The organism is Polaribacter sp. (assembly GCF_036480315.1).
Classification (GTDB): Bacteria; Bacteroidota; Bacteroidia; order Flavobacteriales; family Flavobacteriaceae; genus Polaribacter.
This window is the reverse complement of the sequence record NZ_JAZGGG010000001.1, coordinates 1-15,768: the sequence shown is the minus strand read 5'-3', so window position 1 is coordinate 15,768 and position 15,768 is coordinate 1. Positions and strand designations below refer to the sequence as shown.

At 28.8% G+C, this 15,768-nt stretch carries 18 protein-coding genes and 1 pseudogene; 4 read left to right on the top strand and 15 right to left on the bottom strand.

Annotated features, from left to right (window positions below; genetic code table 11):
- Window positions 1-68: 68 nt before the first annotated feature.
- The 14 genes from V3V28_RS00095 to V3V28_RS00030 form a co-directional block, all read right to left on the bottom strand.
- Complete coding sequence (locus V3V28_RS00095) at window positions 69-362, bottom strand: hypothetical protein (RefSeq protein ID WP_331362980.1); 294 nt, start codon at window positions 360-362, stop codon at window positions 69-71.
- A gap of 4 nt (window positions 363-366) precedes the next feature.
- Window positions 367-1,116: an SH3 domain-containing protein gene (locus V3V28_RS00090; RefSeq protein ID WP_331362979.1), complete on the bottom strand. Its 750-nt coding sequence runs from the start codon at window positions 1,114-1,116 to the stop codon at window positions 367-369.
- A gap of 2 nt (window positions 1,117-1,118) precedes the next feature.
- Window positions 1,119-2,861 (bottom strand): BatD family protein, encoded by a 1,743-nt coding sequence (locus V3V28_RS00085; RefSeq protein ID WP_331362978.1) that lies wholly within the window; start codon window positions 2,859-2,861, stop codon window positions 1,119-1,121.
- A 155-nt stretch (window positions 2,862-3,016) separates the two neighbouring features.
- Window positions 3,017-3,835: a tetratricopeptide repeat protein gene (locus V3V28_RS00080; RefSeq protein WP_331362977.1), complete on the bottom strand. Its 819-nt coding sequence runs from the start codon at window positions 3,833-3,835 to the stop codon at window positions 3,017-3,019.
- 1 nt (window position 3,836) lies between these two features.
- Window positions 3,837-4,883: a VWA domain-containing protein gene (locus tag V3V28_RS00075; protein ID WP_331362976.1), complete on the bottom strand. Its 1,047-nt coding sequence runs from the start codon at window positions 4,881-4,883 to the stop codon at window positions 3,837-3,839.
- A 19-nt stretch (window positions 4,884-4,902) separates the two neighbouring features.
- Window positions 4,903-5,265: a four helix bundle protein gene (locus V3V28_RS00070; protein WP_331362975.1), complete on the bottom strand. Its 363-nt coding sequence runs from the start codon at window positions 5,263-5,265 to the stop codon at window positions 4,903-4,905.
- A 47-nt stretch (window positions 5,266-5,312) separates the two neighbouring features.
- Window positions 5,313-6,317, bottom strand: a complete 1,005-nt coding sequence (locus tag V3V28_RS00065) for a vWA domain-containing protein (protein ID WP_331362974.1) — start codon at window positions 6,315-6,317, stop codon at window positions 5,313-5,315.
- Window positions 6,304-7,221 (bottom strand): BatD family protein, encoded by a 918-nt coding sequence (locus V3V28_RS00060; protein ID WP_331362973.1) that lies wholly within the window; start codon window positions 7,219-7,221, stop codon window positions 6,304-6,306. Before V3V28_RS00060 ends, V3V28_RS00065 begins: the two co-directional genes overlap by 14 nt.
- Window positions 7,222-7,226: 5 nt before the next feature.
- On the bottom strand, window positions 7,227-8,096 hold the full coding sequence (locus V3V28_RS00055) for a DUF58 domain-containing protein (RefSeq protein ID WP_331362972.1): 870 nt from the start codon (window positions 8,094-8,096) through the stop codon (window positions 7,227-7,229).
- Window positions 8,097-8,179: 83 nt separating this feature from the next.
- Window positions 8,180-9,169 carry an AAA family ATPase gene (locus tag V3V28_RS00050; protein ID WP_331362971.1) on the bottom strand — a complete coding sequence of 330 codons (990 nt, stop codon included), beginning with the start codon at window positions 9,167-9,169 and terminating at the stop codon, window positions 8,180-8,182.
- Window positions 9,170-9,273: 104 nt separating this feature from the next.
- A complete protein-coding gene (locus V3V28_RS00045; protein ID WP_331362970.1) occupies window positions 9,274-10,050 on the bottom strand; it encodes a UDP-2,3-diacylglucosamine diphosphatase in 777 nt (258 codons plus the stop codon).
- A gap of 15 nt (window positions 10,051-10,065) precedes the next feature.
- A complete protein-coding gene (locus V3V28_RS00040) occupies window positions 10,066-11,640 on the bottom strand; it encodes a S41 family peptidase (RefSeq protein WP_331362969.1) in 1,575 nt (524 codons plus the stop codon).
- Entirely contained in the window at window positions 11,630-12,058 is a 429-nt protein-coding gene (locus V3V28_RS00035; protein ID WP_331362968.1) for a deoxycytidylate deaminase, read from the bottom strand. The genes V3V28_RS00040 and V3V28_RS00035 overlap by 11 nt, the downstream gene beginning before the upstream one ends.
- Before the next feature lie 44 nt (window positions 12,059-12,102).
- Window positions 12,103-12,684, bottom strand: a complete 582-nt coding sequence (locus tag V3V28_RS00030; RefSeq protein WP_331362967.1) for a HupE/UreJ family protein — start codon at window positions 12,682-12,684, stop codon at window positions 12,103-12,105.
- A 241-nt stretch (window positions 12,685-12,925) separates the two neighbouring features.
- Here V3V28_RS00030 and V3V28_RS00025 point away from each other — a divergent pair, with 241 nt between their 5' ends.
- The 4 genes from V3V28_RS00025 to V3V28_RS00010 all read left to right on the top strand — a co-directional run bounded on the left by V3V28_RS00025 (window position 12,926) and on the right by V3V28_RS00010 (window position 15,661).
- On the top strand, window positions 12,926-14,164 hold the full coding sequence (locus V3V28_RS00025) for a site-specific integrase (protein ID WP_331362966.1): 1,239 nt from the start codon (window positions 12,926-12,928) through the stop codon (window positions 14,162-14,164).
- Between the two features lie 27 nt (window positions 14,165-14,191).
- Window positions 14,192-14,791, top strand: a complete 600-nt coding sequence (locus V3V28_RS00020) for a hypothetical protein (protein ID WP_331362965.1) — start codon at window positions 14,192-14,194, stop codon at window positions 14,789-14,791.
- 181 nt (window positions 14,792-14,972) lie between these two features.
- Window positions 14,973-15,275, top strand: a complete 303-nt coding sequence (locus V3V28_RS00015) for a helix-turn-helix domain-containing protein (RefSeq protein ID WP_331362964.1) — start codon at window positions 14,973-14,975, stop codon at window positions 15,273-15,275.
- Between the two features lie 2 nt (window positions 15,276-15,277).
- Window positions 15,278-15,661: a helix-turn-helix domain-containing protein gene (locus V3V28_RS00010; protein WP_331362963.1), complete on the top strand. Its 384-nt coding sequence runs from the start codon at window positions 15,278-15,280 to the stop codon at window positions 15,659-15,661.
- On the opposite strand, the pseudogene V3V28_RS00005 reads toward V3V28_RS00010, so the two are convergent.
- Window positions 15,658-15,768 (bottom strand): annotated as a pseudogene (locus tag V3V28_RS00005) (IS982 family transposase); the annotation flags it as partial. The gene V3V28_RS00010 and the pseudogene V3V28_RS00005 overlap by 4 nt on opposite strands.

Sequence of the window (15,768 nt, the reverse complement as noted above, 5' to 3'; positions counted from 1 at the left end):
AGAAATATTAATCCATCTTTATTGACGGATTTTAAGTTGATAATAGTTGTTGTAATTTAAGAAGTAACTTATAAGAACTCTGGAGGCGGAGAACTATTTTCTAGTGAAATACTAGCATATTTTTTAGAGTAAAAATTAAATAAAGTAGATTTATTTAAAGTGCTAAAAAGCGGTAAAGAAGCTTTTGTTTCAGAGAATTCAATATCAAGATTTTTAGAAGTTTCTTTTTGGTTGTTCTCTTCTTCATTCATGCTAAAAAGAATAGAAACATCAAAACTTTTTTCTACAACAGAAATTATTGTGGGACTCACAATAAATAATGTAAAAATAAAAGTTAAAACAATTGCTGTTCTGTTTCTCATTAATTTATAACTCTTTAATTTCTTCGGCAATTATCCAGCCTAATTTTCCGTCTGCTAATTTAATCTTTTTCCAATTATCTACGGCATCTAAAACAAATACTTTTGCACCTTCATGTAAAGTAAATACTTCATCAGAATTTAATGTTGGTGCATTTCTAACTTTAGTTTTTTCAGCAAAAACAACAGCTTCAATTTTATTTACAGACTTGTTGTATTGATGATAAGTGATAGAAAGTGTGGTGATTAATAAAATAAAACTTACAATACTTGTTACAAAATAGAATCGTTTTTTTGATGGAACTTCAGCAAAATAAAACAGTAAAAACAATAAAGATGCTAGAACAGAGAAAAGTACTACGACAATTGCCCATTGATTGTAAGACAATTTCTGTAAATAATTTATATTAAACCTTTGTAAAACGGTTTTAGGTAATTCTTCAATATTGTCTAGGGTTAAGCGTTTTGCAAATATTAAATTATTCTTTACATCTATGTTTAAAGGATTCAGTTTTAAAGCTTTTTCGTAATAGTAAATTGTTTGGCCAACTTTGTTTAGTTTATAATAGGAGTTTCCTAAATTATGGTATAATTCTGATGAAATTAAATCTTGAGATTCAATTTTTTTGTACTTTTTTATGGCTTCTTCAAATTGTCCATTTTTGTACAAATTATTAGCAGTAACAAATAAACTATCTGCAGTTTGTGCTGATGTAAAATTACATATTATCAAAAATAAAAAAACGATTTTTTTCATATCTAAAACTGTTTATCTAATTTAATAATTACTTGTTTAGCTTTTTCAAGCTCGGCTTCCATTTCTGTATTTGTTATTGGTGTATAACGTGCAAAGTCTGAACTTTTTAGAACTTCAATAAACTGACTGATTGTGGCATCATCAACGTTTTTACTTTTAAGAATATCAGTAATATTATCTTTACTAATATCAGAAGTTTCAATACCTAGCTTCGCTTTTAAATAGTTGTGTAATGCACGCTCTAAAGCTTCATAGAAAGCTTCTTTTTTACCTAACTGTCTTTGTGCTTCATATAAAAACTTCTTTGCTAACCTTTCTGCTTTTCTTAATTTATTACCAACAATATCATTACTTCTTTCTTGGTTCTTTTTAGCGATGAAAACACCAATAGGAATTGCAATTAACGGTAATAATAAAAGAATATAAAACAAACTAGATTTAAAGAAATCGGAATTTTTAGAAGATTTAAAATTACTTTTTGTAGCAATGTATCTAAAGTTTTTACCTGTAATAACTACATCTTGTTTTTTTATTGAACTTGTATTTACAGTAACTAATTCTTTTCCTTCTAAAACATCAACAAAAAAGTCTTTACTTGTAATTGTTTTATACTTCTCTTCTTTTGGATTAAAGTAAGAAAAAGATACATTTGGTATTTTATATTTTCCTTTATATTGAGGAACAACGGTATATAAATCTGAAACAGAACCAGAAATTCCGCTAGCACGTACTCTAACTTTTTCTGTTCTTTCTGGTTGATACTTTTCTAATTCAACCGGAGTTGTAATTTCTGGTAATTCAAATAGTTTTAAGTTTCCTTTTCCAGAAACGGCCACTTTTATTTGTGAAGATTCATTTGCTTTTAAAACTTCTTTACTTAAAGAAACATCAAAATTAAAATCACCAACAGCACCAATAAAGTTTGCTGGTTTTCCTTTTAAAGGAAGATCTTTAGAGCGAATTATTTTTTTTGCTGAAGAAAACCCCTTAGTAACATTTCTAGTAATAACATTTCCAAAAAAATCTGCTCTTCCGGTAGGAACACCAATAACAATATCCATTTTCATTGGATCTATTTCTAGTTTTCCTGATTTTGTAGGTATTAATAAAGCTTTTTGAAGTGTTATATACCTGTAATCTTCTCCGTTGTATTTTCCTTTTTTTACAGGTAATTGTCCGTTTACTTTAATTTCTTGGTTCCAAAAGCCATTGTATTTTGGCGCTTCTGTAACACCATAATTGTAAACACTAACATTTTCACTAACGTACAATCTATATTCTATATAAACTCCTTCACCAACATAAGGTCTAGATTTAGAGATTTCTGCAACTAAATGAATGTTTTGTTGTGCAATATAATTGGGGTCATTTGGGTCTTTAGGTATTTCTACAGCATTTAAAACTATAATTTTTATAGGTTTAGATTTTACTACTTTCCCTGCAATTTTTATGCTTCCAGTTCCAATTGTTAATTCTCCTTTTCTGGTTGGTTGAATTATATAAGTGTAAGATTGAGAAAAGCTTACTTTTCCGTTAATCCAAGATTGGCTAACAGATTGGCTAGGACCACCAACTACTTTAAAATTTATAAAACTTGGTGGTGTAAAGTTATCTCCACCTTGTTTATTAACAGAAAATTCTATTCTTAAACGCTGATTTAAGCCAAGTTTATTTTTGCTAACCTTTGCTGTTAATGTTGCATCTTGGGCAAGCACAGTTAGAGAAAATAAACAAAAAACAAACATAAAAGCCCTTCTTAATCTCCCAAAACGGGAAAAAAACTCTTGGTTGTCACTCTTTTTTTTATATTTATTTGCAATCAATTTATATACTTTTTTTTACAATCTTGTTAAAGCATGAGTTTTTCTTCCCTTCGGGAAGAAGTATAGATGGGCTTTTTCTACCAATCTTTTTCTTGTTTTACCTTTTTCCCTTTTGCTTTTTTAGCATTCATTTTCTTTTGGGTCTTCTTCTCCTCATTATTTAAACTTTCTAATAACTGTTTAACTTGTTGAGGTGTCATTTTTCCTTGTTGAGGTTTTGGCTTTTTTTGATCTTTTTTGCCCTCTTTTTTAGGGTCTTTCTTATCCTTTTTATCTTTATCTTTATCTTTATCTCCTTTTCCTTCTTTATCTTTGTCGTCTTTCTTATCCTTGTCGTCGCCGTCTTTCTTGTCTTTATTTTTATCCTTGTTCTTGTCGTCTTTGTCTTTTTTATCCTTTTTGTCTTTGTCGTCCTTCTTTTTATCGTCTTTATTCTCTTTGTCTACCATTTTTTTGGCGACTGCTAGATTATAACGAGTTTCATCATCATTAGGGTTGTTTCTTAATGCATTTTTAAAAGCATCTACAGCAGGCTGATATTGTTTTTGTTCCATCATTGCATTACCAATATTATGGTATGCTTCTGCTTTTGTAAATTTATTTTTAGCCGTTTCTGCTGTTAATTGATATTGAGGAACAGCTTCTTTATAGTTTTTATTTTGATATAAAGCATTTCCTAAATTGTAAGTAGCTTTGTCATATTTTGTATTATTTCCTAGTGCTTTTTGATATGCTACAGAAGCATCTGTAAATTGTTGTTTTTTGTACAATTCATTTCCGTCTCGTAGTAACTTTCTCGCTTTACGTTGTAAAGAAATAGAATCTTTTTGAGCTAAAATTTCTTTTGATGATAAGAACATCAAGAAAATTATAAGTATGTATTTAAAATTTTTCATCTTATTTTTTTGCTTTTTCTTCGTTAAACAAATCAATCTTTCTAACCCATTTGGTTTTCTTATCAAATAAGAAAATATCAATAATTAAAAATAGTAATCCAATTGCTAAAAACCATTGAAATTGGTCTTTATAATCTGAAAATTGTTTGGTTTCAAATTCATTCTTTTCAGCATTAGCAATTATATCTGCCATAAACGTTACAGGTTTTTCAGTAACATTTCCATCTATATAATCTCCGTTAGCTGCATCTGCAATTCCTTGCAAAACAGCTGGCTTTAATTTGGTGATAACAGTTTCTCCTTTATTGTCTTTTTTATAGCCAATCATTGCATTATTTAAGCGCATAGGAATTGGACCACCGTTTTCTGTACCAACACCAACAGTATAAATTTTTACACCATCGTTTGCTAAATTTTGAGCTACTTGTTTTGTTTCTTCTTGATGATCTTCACCATCAGAAATAATAACTAAAAAACGGTTGGTTTGCTCGTCATTATTATAATACGTTTTTGCCAATTCTAACGCTCCATTTATATCTGTTCCTTGACTAGAAACCATATCCGGATTCGCGTTTTGTAAAAACATATTTGCTGCGGCATGATCTGTTGTTATTGGTAAAAGAGGGTAAGAATTACCTGCATAAATAATAATACCAACTCTATCACTTCCTAATTTATCTATAATTTTAGAAATGATTTGTTTTGCTTTTTCTAACCTATTAGGCGCAATGTCTTCTGCTAACATACTTTTGGAAACATCCAAAGCGAAAACAACATCTACACCTTCTCTTTTTACCGTTTTTAACTTGGTTCCCATTTTGGGATTAGTTAAAGAAATTACTAAAAAAGAAATTACTAAAAGAAGCATTATCAATTTTAAAACTGTTTTAAATGTAGACGAATTTGGCGCTAATTTTTCTAACAAAAACGTGTCAGAAAATTTACGTTGTGTTCTTTTTTTCCACCAGAAAACCAACAAGAAAATAACAATCATTATTGGAATGATTATTAGTAAATAAAAATAAATTGGTTCTTCTATTTTATACATTGTGTAATTGTGTAATCGTTTATTTGTTTAACTGTGCTTTTCGCAATGCGTTTAACATGTTAGATATTTTATAAATTCGTTCTCTTAATTTTAAATATTCTTCTTGAGAAATAAATTTTAATTCTTTCGATAGTATTAAATGATTTAAAACTTCCATTGTTGTACTAAAAGCAATTGTTGTAAAATGTGCTTTATCTTTATTTGTAATTCTTGATGTCCCTTCTGCAAGGTTAGCTGCAATTGAATTTGTAGCTCTTCTAATTTGACTAATTAACCCGAATTTTTCTTCACTAGGAAAAGTAGAAGTTATTTTATAAACTTCTTTGGAAAGTTGGATTGATTCTTTCCAAACTTCTAGTTTTTCAAATGAAAATAAGTACACCCTTTTTACATTTATACGATTAAACAATTCAATATTTACACTTTTATTTATATAAAACTCTTAAATACCGTGTTTCTCAACAAAAACTCTAACACCAAAAAACCAAGTCCTAAAAAGACAAAAAATCTAAATTTTTCTTGATAATTATAATATTTGAATTCTTCTATTTTTGTTTTTTCAAGCTTGTCAATTTCATCATAAATTTCTTTTAATGACTCATTGTCTGTTGCTCTAAAATACTGTCCTTCTGTTTCTTTTGCAATTTCCTTTAGAAGATCTTCATCTATTTCTACTTGTTGTTTTCTAAAGTTTAATTTTCCTGTTCTTGGATCTCTACTCCAAGGAAAATCTGCCATTCCGTTGGTTCCAATTCCTATTGTGTAGACTTTAATTTCTAATTCTTTGGCTAATTCTGTAGCAGTTCTCGGATCAATATTACCAGAATTATTTACACCATCTGTAAGTAAAATAACCACTTTACTTTTAGCTTTGCTTTCTTTTAGCCTATTAACAGCAGAACCTAAACCCATACCTATTGCAGTTCCACCTTCTAATTGACCCCATTTTAAACCAGCAATTGTTCTTTTTACAATAGCTTTATCACTTGTAATTGGTGTTTGTGTAAAACTTTCACCTGCATAAACTACAATACCAATTCTATCATTTGGTCTTCTATCTATAAAGTTTTCTGCTACTTTTTTTAGCGCTTCTAAACGATTTGGTTTTAAATCTCTAGCCAACATACTTGCAGAAACATCTATTGCCATAACAATATCAATTCCTTTATTTGTTTTGGTTTTTTTACTTACAGAAACATTTCTAGGTCTAGCTAATGCAACAATAATTGCAGCTAAAGTTAATAACCTTAAAAGATATAATAACGGTTTTAATTTAGATACAAAAGAAGTTGTTTTAAATCCTTTTACACTTGGCATTGTTAAAACTGCAGTATCTTTTTTGCGTATAAAGAAATACCAAATTGCCAATAATGGAATTAGTATTAATAACCAAAGAAACTCCGGATTTAGAAATTCAAAATTATTCCAATTCATCATTTTCTTCTATAATTGGTTTAGGTTTTAAATTACTCACAATATCTTGTGCGTCTTTTCTATCTTCTTCAATCTCCATACTTAAAGGTTTCGATTTTGCAAACTTTACTAAATCTGCTTCACGTAATAAGCTTTTAAGTTTGTCTAAAGTTACTTGAGAGGTTTGTATGGTTTCTGCATCTTTAAAGTTTTTTAACATCTCTAAAACCTCGTCTGTTGTATTTTCTAATGCAGGTACTTTTAGTTCTCTTTCTATATAGCCACGCACAATTTCTGTTAATTCAGAATAATACTCTTTTACTTTATTATTTTGCCACAGTAGTTTTTCGTCTAGCTCATTTAACCTAAAAATAGCTTCTTCATAAGGCGGCAAAGTTCTATATGTTTGTATTTCTTCTTCTTCTTTTCTTTTTCGAATAACAAACCAATAAATCCAAAAACCAATAATTGCCAATGCAGCTAAAGCAATATAAACGTAGATTTTAAAATCATCGAAAGTATACGGTTCTTTTTTAATAGATTTTATAGGAAACTTCTTCACTTTAGTAGTGTCAATAGCAACGGTTGCAACATTTACTAGTAATGAATCTGTTAAAAAAGCTTGATTTTTAACGAAGATTTGTTGCTGCGGGATGTAAAAAGAACCACTGTCGAAACCTGTTAAAATGTATTTTCTAATTAAAGAGTTTTTAATAGTATCTACTTTAGTAGAATCTATAATTTCTAAACCCTGTAATTTTATCTTTGGAAGGATGACATTTTGAGTTTCATCAACAGAAATTTTTAATTGAAATTGTTCACCAATTCTAATATTGGTGGTATCAATTTCTGCTTTTACCATTGGTTTTTGCGCAAAACTTATGGTAGAGATAAATAGTAGTATGTAGAATATTTGCTTTTTCATTTTTACTATCTTCCTTTATGTTTAAAATAGCCTAATAATTTTTTTACGTAGTTTTCATCAACTCTTGTGTTAACAGTACCAGCGCCACTTCTTTTAAACATGTTTGTATAGTAATCTGTTAATCTTAAAGAATTTGCTTTATAACCTGTTCTTACAGATTTTGAAGCTGTGTTTATTAGCTTAACTTCATTAGTCTCTGAATCTAACATTGGTACCATTCCTAAATTAGGAATTTCCTGATCATGTTTATCAAAAATTCTAATTCCGGTTAAATCGTGTTTTTTTGCGGCAATTTTTAGTGTTTTTTCATAATCATCATCCATAAAATCAGACAGCATAAAAACAATTGCTCTTTTCTTCATTACACTAGATAAAAACTTTAAAGCTGCTGCAATATTTGTTTTTCTACTTTTTGGTTTAAACTCAATTAACTCTCTAATAATTCTTAAAACGTGACTTTTTCCTTTCTTAGGAGGAATAAATAGTTCTATGTCATCAGAAAATAAAATTAAACCAACTTTATCGTTATTTTGAGTTGCTGAAAATGCTAATGTTGCAGCAATTTCTGTAACGGTATCTTTTTTAAATTGAGTTGATGTACCAAATAATTCTGAACCAGAAACATCTACTAACAACATCATTGTTAGTTCTCGTTCTTCTTCAAAAACTTTAATATAAGGTTCATTATAGCGTGCAGTAACATTCCAGTCAATTGCTCTTACATCATCACCAAATTGGTATTGTCTTACTTCAGAAAAAGTCATACCTCGTCCTTTGAATGATGAATGGTATTCACCTCCAAAAATATCATTAGACAAACGTTTTGTCTTAATTTCTATTTTACGAACTTTTTTAAGTATTTCTTTTGTTTGCAACGTGTAATTGTTTAATCGTGTAATTGTGTAATGTTAAAAAGGTAATTTTGTTTTCAGTTAAACAATTACCCATTTACACAATTTTAAGGCACTTCAATTTCATTAATAATTGAGTTGATAATGTCTACAGAAGTTACATTTTCTGCTTCCGCTTCGTACGTAATTCCTATTCTGTGACGTAAAACATCAAAAACAACAGCTCTAACATCTTCTGGTATAACATAACCTCTTCGCTTTATAAAAGCATAACATTTTGCAGCTCTTGCAAGGTTAATACTTCCCCTTGGTGAAGCTCCAAAACTAATTAGATCTTTTAATTTTGATAAATTATATTTTTCTGGATAACGAGTTGCAAAAATAATGTCAAGAATATATTTCTCAATTTTCTCATCCATATAAACCTCACTAGCAACTTGTCTTGCTTTAATGATTTGCTCTACAGAAACTACTGGATTTACTTTTGCAAATCCGCCAGTTAAATTTTGGCGCATAATAATTTGCTCATCTTGTAATTTCGGATAATCAATAACAACCTTTAACATGAATCGATCTACTTGCGCTTCTGGTAAAGGATACGTTCCTTCTTGTTCTACTGGATTTTGAGTTGCCATAACTAAGAAAGGTTCGTCTAACTTAAAAGTAGTATCACCGATGGTTATTTGACGTTCTTGCATTGCTTCTAACAAAGCAGATTGCACTTTTGCTGGCGCTCTGTTAATCTCATCTGCTAATACAAAATTTGCAAAAATTGGACCTTTTTTAATTTCGAAATTGTTTTCCTTCATGTTATAAATCATGGTTCCAACAACATCTGCAGGTAATAAATCTGGTGTAAATTGCACTCTACTAAAACTAGCTTGTACTGCTTTAGACAATGTATTAATTGCCAAAGTCTTTGCCAAACCAGGAACACCTTCTAATAAGATATGTCCGTCTCCTATCAATCCAATTAACAAACTTTCTATCATTTGTTTTTGACCAACAATTACTTTGTTCATTTCTAAAGTAAGAATATCTATAAAGGCACTTTCTCTTTCGATCTTCTCATTAATAGCTCTTACATCTACATCCATTATATTTTGTATTAGGTATTATTTTGTTATGAAACAAAACTACAATTTTAACATATTTCTATTTGTTAAAAGTTGGTTAAAGATTTGGGTTGGTTTTGTTTATTTTAAAGAGAATTACCCTTGAATTTTAGCAGTTTGAATTCCGACTCTTTAAATTCTCCATAGGTAAAGTACTGAATCCAATCGCCAAGATTTATATAGGTACTATTTTCTTTTAATTTTATTTCTAAAGGAAGATGTCTGTGGCCAAAAACAAAATGGTCGTAGTGTTGTTCTGTTAGTTTTTGCTTGCAATACTGCACCAACCATTCGTTTTCATCACCTAAATATTTGGCATCTTCATCACCAGATATTAGTTTGTTTTTTACGGACATATATTGTCCTAATTTTACACCTAAATCTGGGTGTAACCATTTAAACATCCATTTAAACAAAGGAAAAGTAAACACTTTTTTCATGCGTTTATAACCTTTATCTCCAGGTCCTAAACCGTCTCCGTGACCAATTAGAAATTTTTTATTGTTGATAATAAACTCTTGAGGAGAATGAAAAACAGGAATATTCAGTTCTTTTTCAAAATAATCATTCATCCATAAATCATGATTACCAACAAAGAAATAAATAGGAATTCCGCTATCTTTAATTTCGGCTAATTTACCCAAGACTCTAACAAATCCTTTAGGAACAACGGTTTTATATTCGAACCAAAAATCGAATAAATCACCTAATAAGAAAATAGCTTCAGCATCTTTTTTGACTTCATTTAACCAATTTAAAAACTTTTTTTCTCTAGGAAAACTAGCTTCTGGTGTTGGTGCACCTAAATGTTGGTCTGATGCGAAATAGACTTTTTTATTTTCTGAAGTTATAATTGTCGTCATTATTGCAAAGAAAAGCTATTCATTTGTACTTTCCAACTCCAATACTTTTTGTAGCATTTTATCTTCTAGGTGTGTAATTCTATAAAAACCAACATCACCAAAAAGGGCATTTGCAATTGATGCTTTTAAGTATTTTTTAATGCTTTGTTTTGCTTTAAATGAAGGCTTAATAATGTCTTTTATATCCGAAAGATAATTATCGAAAACAGTTTCATCTTTATCAAAATCGGTTATAAAAGTATCAACAGTCCATTTTTGAAGATCTTTTCTATTGCTATCTACATAATCGAAAGCAAAATTATTAATGGTATTAAAATAATAATTAGACATGTAAGAGGTTGTATCTATTGCTACAAAAACATCCGGAATTATTCCACCTCCACCATAAACAGTTTTTCCTTTTGGAGTTTTAAATTTTAAAGAATCTACTACTTTTATACTGTCTTTACTTAACAATTCTCCACTAGAAATTCTTTTTTGATAATCTTTGTAATAATTCTTATTTCCGTTACGATCGTAAGGTTTCTGAATAGAACGACCAGTTGGTGTGTAATAACGGGCTGTTGTTAAACGAACTGCAGAACCATCTCCTAAATCCATTTCTATTTGTACCAAACCTTTACCAAAAGAACGACGACCAATAATGGTTCCTTTGTCATTATCCTGTAAAGCTCCTGCAACAATTTCTGATGCTGATGCAGAATTTTCATCAATTAGAACATACAAACCACCTTTTTCGAAACTTCCTTTTGAAGTTGCAAAAGATTCATCAATTTTATTTTTATTGTTTTTTGTGAAAACGATTAACTTATCGTCTTCTAAAAATTCATCAATAATACTATTAGCAATATCTACAAAACCACCGCCATTCCCGCGCAAGTCTAAAACCAAATCCGTCATACCATCATCCATTAAATTATTTAATGAAGATTTGAATTCTGTATACGTATTTCTTGCAAAACGGTCTAGTTTTATATAACCGATACTGTCGTTTATCATATAGGCTAAATCGACACTTTTAATGTTTACTTTTCCGCGAATTAGATTTACTGTAAAAAGTGAGTCATTAGTTTTTCTATAAATTTGAAGTGCAATTTTAGTGTCTGGTTTTCCTTTTAAGTATTTTGGAACAGCGCCACTCAACATATCTTTACCAAACAAAGTGTCTTTATTTGCCTTTAAAATTCGGTCTCCAGCTTTAATACCAGCTTTAATACTTGGCCCGCCTTTTATAGGCTGAATTACTGTAATTGAATCGTTTATCATTCTAAATTGAACGCCAATTCCCACAAAATTACCCTGCATACTTTCTGTAACTGCTTGCAAGTTTTCTTTAGGAATATATACAGAATGCGGATCTAATTTACCCAACATTTGTTTAATTGCGCCGTCTAAAAGATCTTCTGTATTTACGGTGTCTACATAATCTTTTTCAATAAAATTGATAAGTCTTTTTATCTTTAATTCTTGTGATGAATTCTTGTTAAAAGAAAGCATGTTTGAAGAATTTCCTCCAAAAGAAACACCAATTAAAATTCCGATAATTACCGCTAAAGAGAAATATATTGGTAAGTTGTTTTTATTTTTCATAGGGTAAATACTTAATTTCTACTCCAGCTTTTTCTAGGAAATCGATTCCTGAAGTATCTCTGTAAGCTCTGGCATAAACCACGCGTTTTATACCTGCTTGGTGAATTAGTTTGCTACATTGTGTACAAGGCGATAATGTAATGTATAAAGTTGCATTTTTGGCTGATTGTGTTGAAGAAGCAACTTTTAAGATTGCGTTGGCTTCTGCGTGTAAAACTTCCCACTTTGTAAGTCCGTCATCATCTTCACAACAATTATCGAAACCTGTTGGCGTTCCATTGAATCCATCGGAAATTATCATTCTATCTTTTACAATTAAAGCGCCAACTTGCTTGCGTTTACAATGAGATAATTTACCCCATTCCAATGCCATTTTTAAGTAAGCGTTATCGTATTTTAATTGCTTTTTTTCTGTCATAACAACGAAAGTATAAAGATTTGTAGAAACACCAAGTTAATTTCTTACCAAAATACGCGGTCTAACATCATTTGAATTGAAAAACCAATAACAATTGATGAGCAAACAAGCACCCAATCTCTTTTGGTTACTCTAAAAAAGTTCTGAAGAATTGCACCAATAATTAAGATTCCTAAAACAATAATTATTTGAGCTGCTTCTATACCCAAAGCGAATTTTACTAAAGGAAATAATTTATCTTCTTCTTTACCAACCATCATTTTAAAATAATTAGAAAAACCAAGGCCATGAATTAAACCGAAGAAAACTGCAAATATTAAATTAATATTTTCTTTTCCTGATGAAGATTTTTTGGCAGTTAAAATATTAATTACACCCGTTATAAAAATGGTTAATGGAATTAAGAATTCAATTAAATCCATTCTAATTTTTAAGACTCCATATGCAGATAATGCTAAAGTTATTGAATGTCCAATTGTAAATAAAGTTACTAACCAGAGCACCTTTTTCCATTGATTAATGCTGAAGACAACAGCCAAAACAATTAGAAATAAAACATGATCATAGGCAGAAAAATCTAATACGTGATTTAAGCCCATTTTAAAGTATAAAATAAAGTCGTCCATTTTTTAAGTTTTAGAGGAACTTCAAATATATTAAAAAACCTTAACAAAATTTGTTAAGGTTTTTAGTACTCAAGGCGGGAGTACCTAATTTTTTAAATCTACTTAAACCCTATCTTCTTTACTTATATAGCATAAATAGGACTATATTTTATGTCTTAAAATCAATTTGTATTAAATTATATTAATTTTTAGCCACCTTTTTCGACACCCTTTAAATGTATTTTTATATATTTGAAGTCATATGCAAGTTTCATTTAGTTTAAGAAAAGAAAAGGTTGATAAAAATGGTTTAATGCCAGTTTTGATGACTATTAGCTTCAATAGTGTTAGAATAAGAAAAACCATAAAAGGTGTAAAGTCTTTGCCCAAACATTGGAGGATTAGAGAACAGAGAATTAAACCATTCTTAAAAAGTGAGGATTATAATTATCACATTGAATATAATAAGGTAATTGATGAAAAAGAAGATGAAATAAAGAAGTTGTTTAGATACATTTTACTAAATAACATCAATCCTACTAAAGATTTTATTATAGAGAAACTTGAAAACGGATTAGATAAGGTAAATCTTACTCATGAGTTTTTTCCAACTTTTGAAGAATTTAAAGATTCAAGTAAGTCCACAAAGACACCAAGGACAATTAAGTCTTATGTTACAACTATAAATTTTTTAAAAGATTTTGAATCCTATTCTGGAACAAGATTATTATTTGATTCTATTGATAGCACCTTTTTTGAGAAATTACAGGATTATACTTTCACGGAAAGAAAAAACAAAAATAGCTACTTCGCATTCATTATAAAGGTTTTAAAAACTTTTATGAATTGGTCTTTAGATAAAGAATATCACAATAACTTAAAGTATAAAAAATTCAAAGCTAGAGAAGATGAAACCGAAATTATCTATTTGACAATGGAGGAATTAATGAAGTTATACAATCACGATTTTGAATCTGATAGATTAAATCAAGTAAAAGATATGTATGTGTTTAATTCTGTAACGGGTTTGAGAATATCTGATTACAAGGCTCTAAAGCCATCAAATGTAAAAAACGACTATTTGTTAATTACTGTTCAAAAAACAAAAGCAATCAACACTAAAATACCTTTAAATAAGTTTTCTAGAGAAATTTTAGAAAGATATAAAGACACAATTCACGAACCTTTACCTGTTATTTCTGACCAGAAATTCAATAAGTACATTAAAGAGTGTTGTAAAATAGTTGAGATTGACACTATGATTACGAAAACCAGATATGTAGGTCAAAAAAGAATTGATAAAACAGTCCCTAAATACAAATTAATTACCTCTCATACAGCACGTAAAACTTTTGTAACAAATTCTTTAATTCTTGGAATGAAAGAAATGGTTGTTAGAAATATTACAGGACATAAAAAAGAGGAAAGTTTTAGGCGTTACGTGAAAATTGCAGAAGATTTTAAAAGACAAGAAATGGATAACACTTGGGATAAAGTTTAAGACAATTGATATTAAATTATTAAAAAAATGGAAGGGAATGATAGTTTTAAATATACATTAGAACGAGTTAGAGTGAGAGAAGAAAGACTTTCAAGAAAATTTACAAATAAGCTTCAATTAAAAAAACGAATATCTCCAAATAAGATTTTTAAGTTATTTAAAAGATTCATTCATTTATCAGATAAGGGAAAATCTAAATTTTCCTTAAAAAGTAAGGATGAAATAAAATTATTAAATTCAATTCAATATTCTTTTAAATTTTGTAAAGAAAGACATTATAAGTTTTCTTACAATTCAAATATTGAAAATATTAATAAAAAACTAACAGGACTTACATTTTTAAAGTATCCTGCTTTAGAAGATTTATCAATTCAAGATATAAACAATATTAGAGCTATTATAATAATAATGCAAAATGAAAATTGTTTTGTTAATTTTAATCCACTCTTAGCGTCTAAAATAATATCAAATAATTTCTATTGTCAAGATAAAAATTCTGATAACTCGATTGCAAATAATAGACGGATTTTTAAAGAACATTCAATAAAAAGGGATAAGAATAATTCAAAATATACTACTTTAGTTTCTGATGTTAAATCTCATATTATTAAACAATATTTTAGTTAAATAGAATATGATTATCATTTTTTAGCTTATTTTATTTATTTTTTTCATTCAAACCCTTTACCGCTAAAGGAATTTATAATATCACTTTTTTTTAGACCATTGTATCAAGTGGAAGCTTGTGTCAAATTTGCTTTATCGAAACTCATAGTGAGTTTTAATCTAATAAGGTAAATTTAAAAAGATGGCAAATGTATTATTCTATACACACAGTAAAGAAGATTTAGTAAGAGCAGTAAGACTTGTAATAAATGAAATAAGACAGACAGAATTAGTTGATTCTTCAATTCCAACTGATGATGAAAAATTATCTCAAAAAGCAGCTTCGTTACTTTTAGGGATTAGTGTAACCACAATCATTGATTGGCGCAAATCTGGTAAAATTCCAAGAGACGCATATATGCGTATTGGAAGACCAATTTTTTATTCAAAAAAGAAACTACTTGAATATGCAAGAAATAATAGAGATTTAGTTAAAAGTGTTTAATAATGGAATCGAAAGAGCCCTCTTATTATTCTATTTTACCTGCACCTGTTAGGTATGATAAAAGACTAACACCAAATGCAAAAATTTTATTTGCAGAGATAACTTCATTAACCAATCAACTTGGTTTCTGTTATGCTACAAATAGATACTTTGAAAACTTATACAAAGTATCTACACAGTCAATTAATTTTTGGCTTAAACAACTAGAAGAATTCGGGTATATAGAAAGGCATTTATACAGAGATAAGGGTACTAAAGAAATCTTGAATAGGTATATAACAATATTTGATAAGCCTATACAAGTAAACTTTAATAGGCCTATACAAGATATCTTTAAGGATAATAATAAACTATTAAATAATAAACCTAACCCGTTGTGCATTTAAATAATACTAATTTTTAAGTTGTTAATATTTCTATCAAAAGTAAACTTATTAATGAATTGAATAATTGTTAATGAGGTTAATTTTGAGAGTATTCTAGTCTTAAAACC

Coding starts and splice junctions, on each gene's coding strand:
- V3V28_RS00020 (WP_331362965.1), top strand. CDS start 14,192: ATGGAAGGGAATGATAGTTTTAAATATACATTAGAACGAGTTAGAGTG.
- V3V28_RS00090 (WP_331362979.1), bottom strand. CDS start 1,116: ATGAAAAAAATCGTTTTTTTATTTTTGATAATATGTAATTTTACATCA.
- V3V28_RS00050 (WP_331362971.1), bottom strand. CDS start 9,169: ATGGATGTAGATGTAAGAGCTATTAATGAGAAGATCGAAAGAGAAAGT.
- V3V28_RS00040 (WP_331362969.1), bottom strand. CDS start 11,640: ATGAAAAATAAAAACAACTTACCAATATATTTCTCTTTAGCGGTAATT.
- V3V28_RS00060 (WP_331362973.1), bottom strand. CDS start 7,221: ATGAAAAAGCAAATATTCTACATACTACTATTTATCTCTACCATAAGT.
- V3V28_RS00010 (WP_331362963.1), top strand. CDS start 15,278: ATGGAATCGAAAGAGCCCTCTTATTATTCTATTTTACCTGCACCTGTT.
- V3V28_RS00065 (WP_331362974.1), bottom strand. CDS start 6,317: ATGAATTGGAATAATTTTGAATTTCTAAATCCGGAGTTTCTTTGGTTA.
- V3V28_RS00025 (WP_331362966.1), top strand. CDS start 12,926: ATGCAAGTTTCATTTAGTTTAAGAAAAGAAAAGGTTGATAAAAATGGT.
- V3V28_RS00035 (WP_331362968.1), bottom strand. CDS start 12,058: ATGACAGAAAAAAAGCAATTAAAATACGATAACGCTTACTTAAAAATG.
- V3V28_RS00075 (WP_331362976.1), bottom strand. CDS start 4,883: ATGTATAAAATAGAAGAACCAATTTATTTTTATTTACTAATAATCATT.
- V3V28_RS00095 (WP_331362980.1), bottom strand. CDS start 362: ATGAGAAACAGAACAGCAATTGTTTTAACTTTTATTTTTACATTATTT.
- V3V28_RS00015 (WP_331362964.1), top strand. CDS start 14,973: ATGGCAAATGTATTATTCTATACACACAGTAAAGAAGATTTAGTAAGA.
- V3V28_RS00080 (WP_331362977.1), bottom strand. CDS start 3,835: ATGAAAAATTTTAAATACATACTTATAATTTTCTTGATGTTCTTATCA.
- V3V28_RS00030 (WP_331362967.1), bottom strand. CDS start 12,684: ATGGACGACTTTATTTTATACTTTAAAATGGGCTTAAATCACGTATTA.
- V3V28_RS00045 (WP_331362970.1), bottom strand. CDS start 10,050: ATGACGACAATTATAACTTCAGAAAATAAAAAAGTCTATTTCGCATCA.
- V3V28_RS00085 (WP_331362978.1), bottom strand. CDS start 2,861: ATGTTTGTTTTTTGTTTATTTTCTCTAACTGTGCTTGCCCAAGATGCA.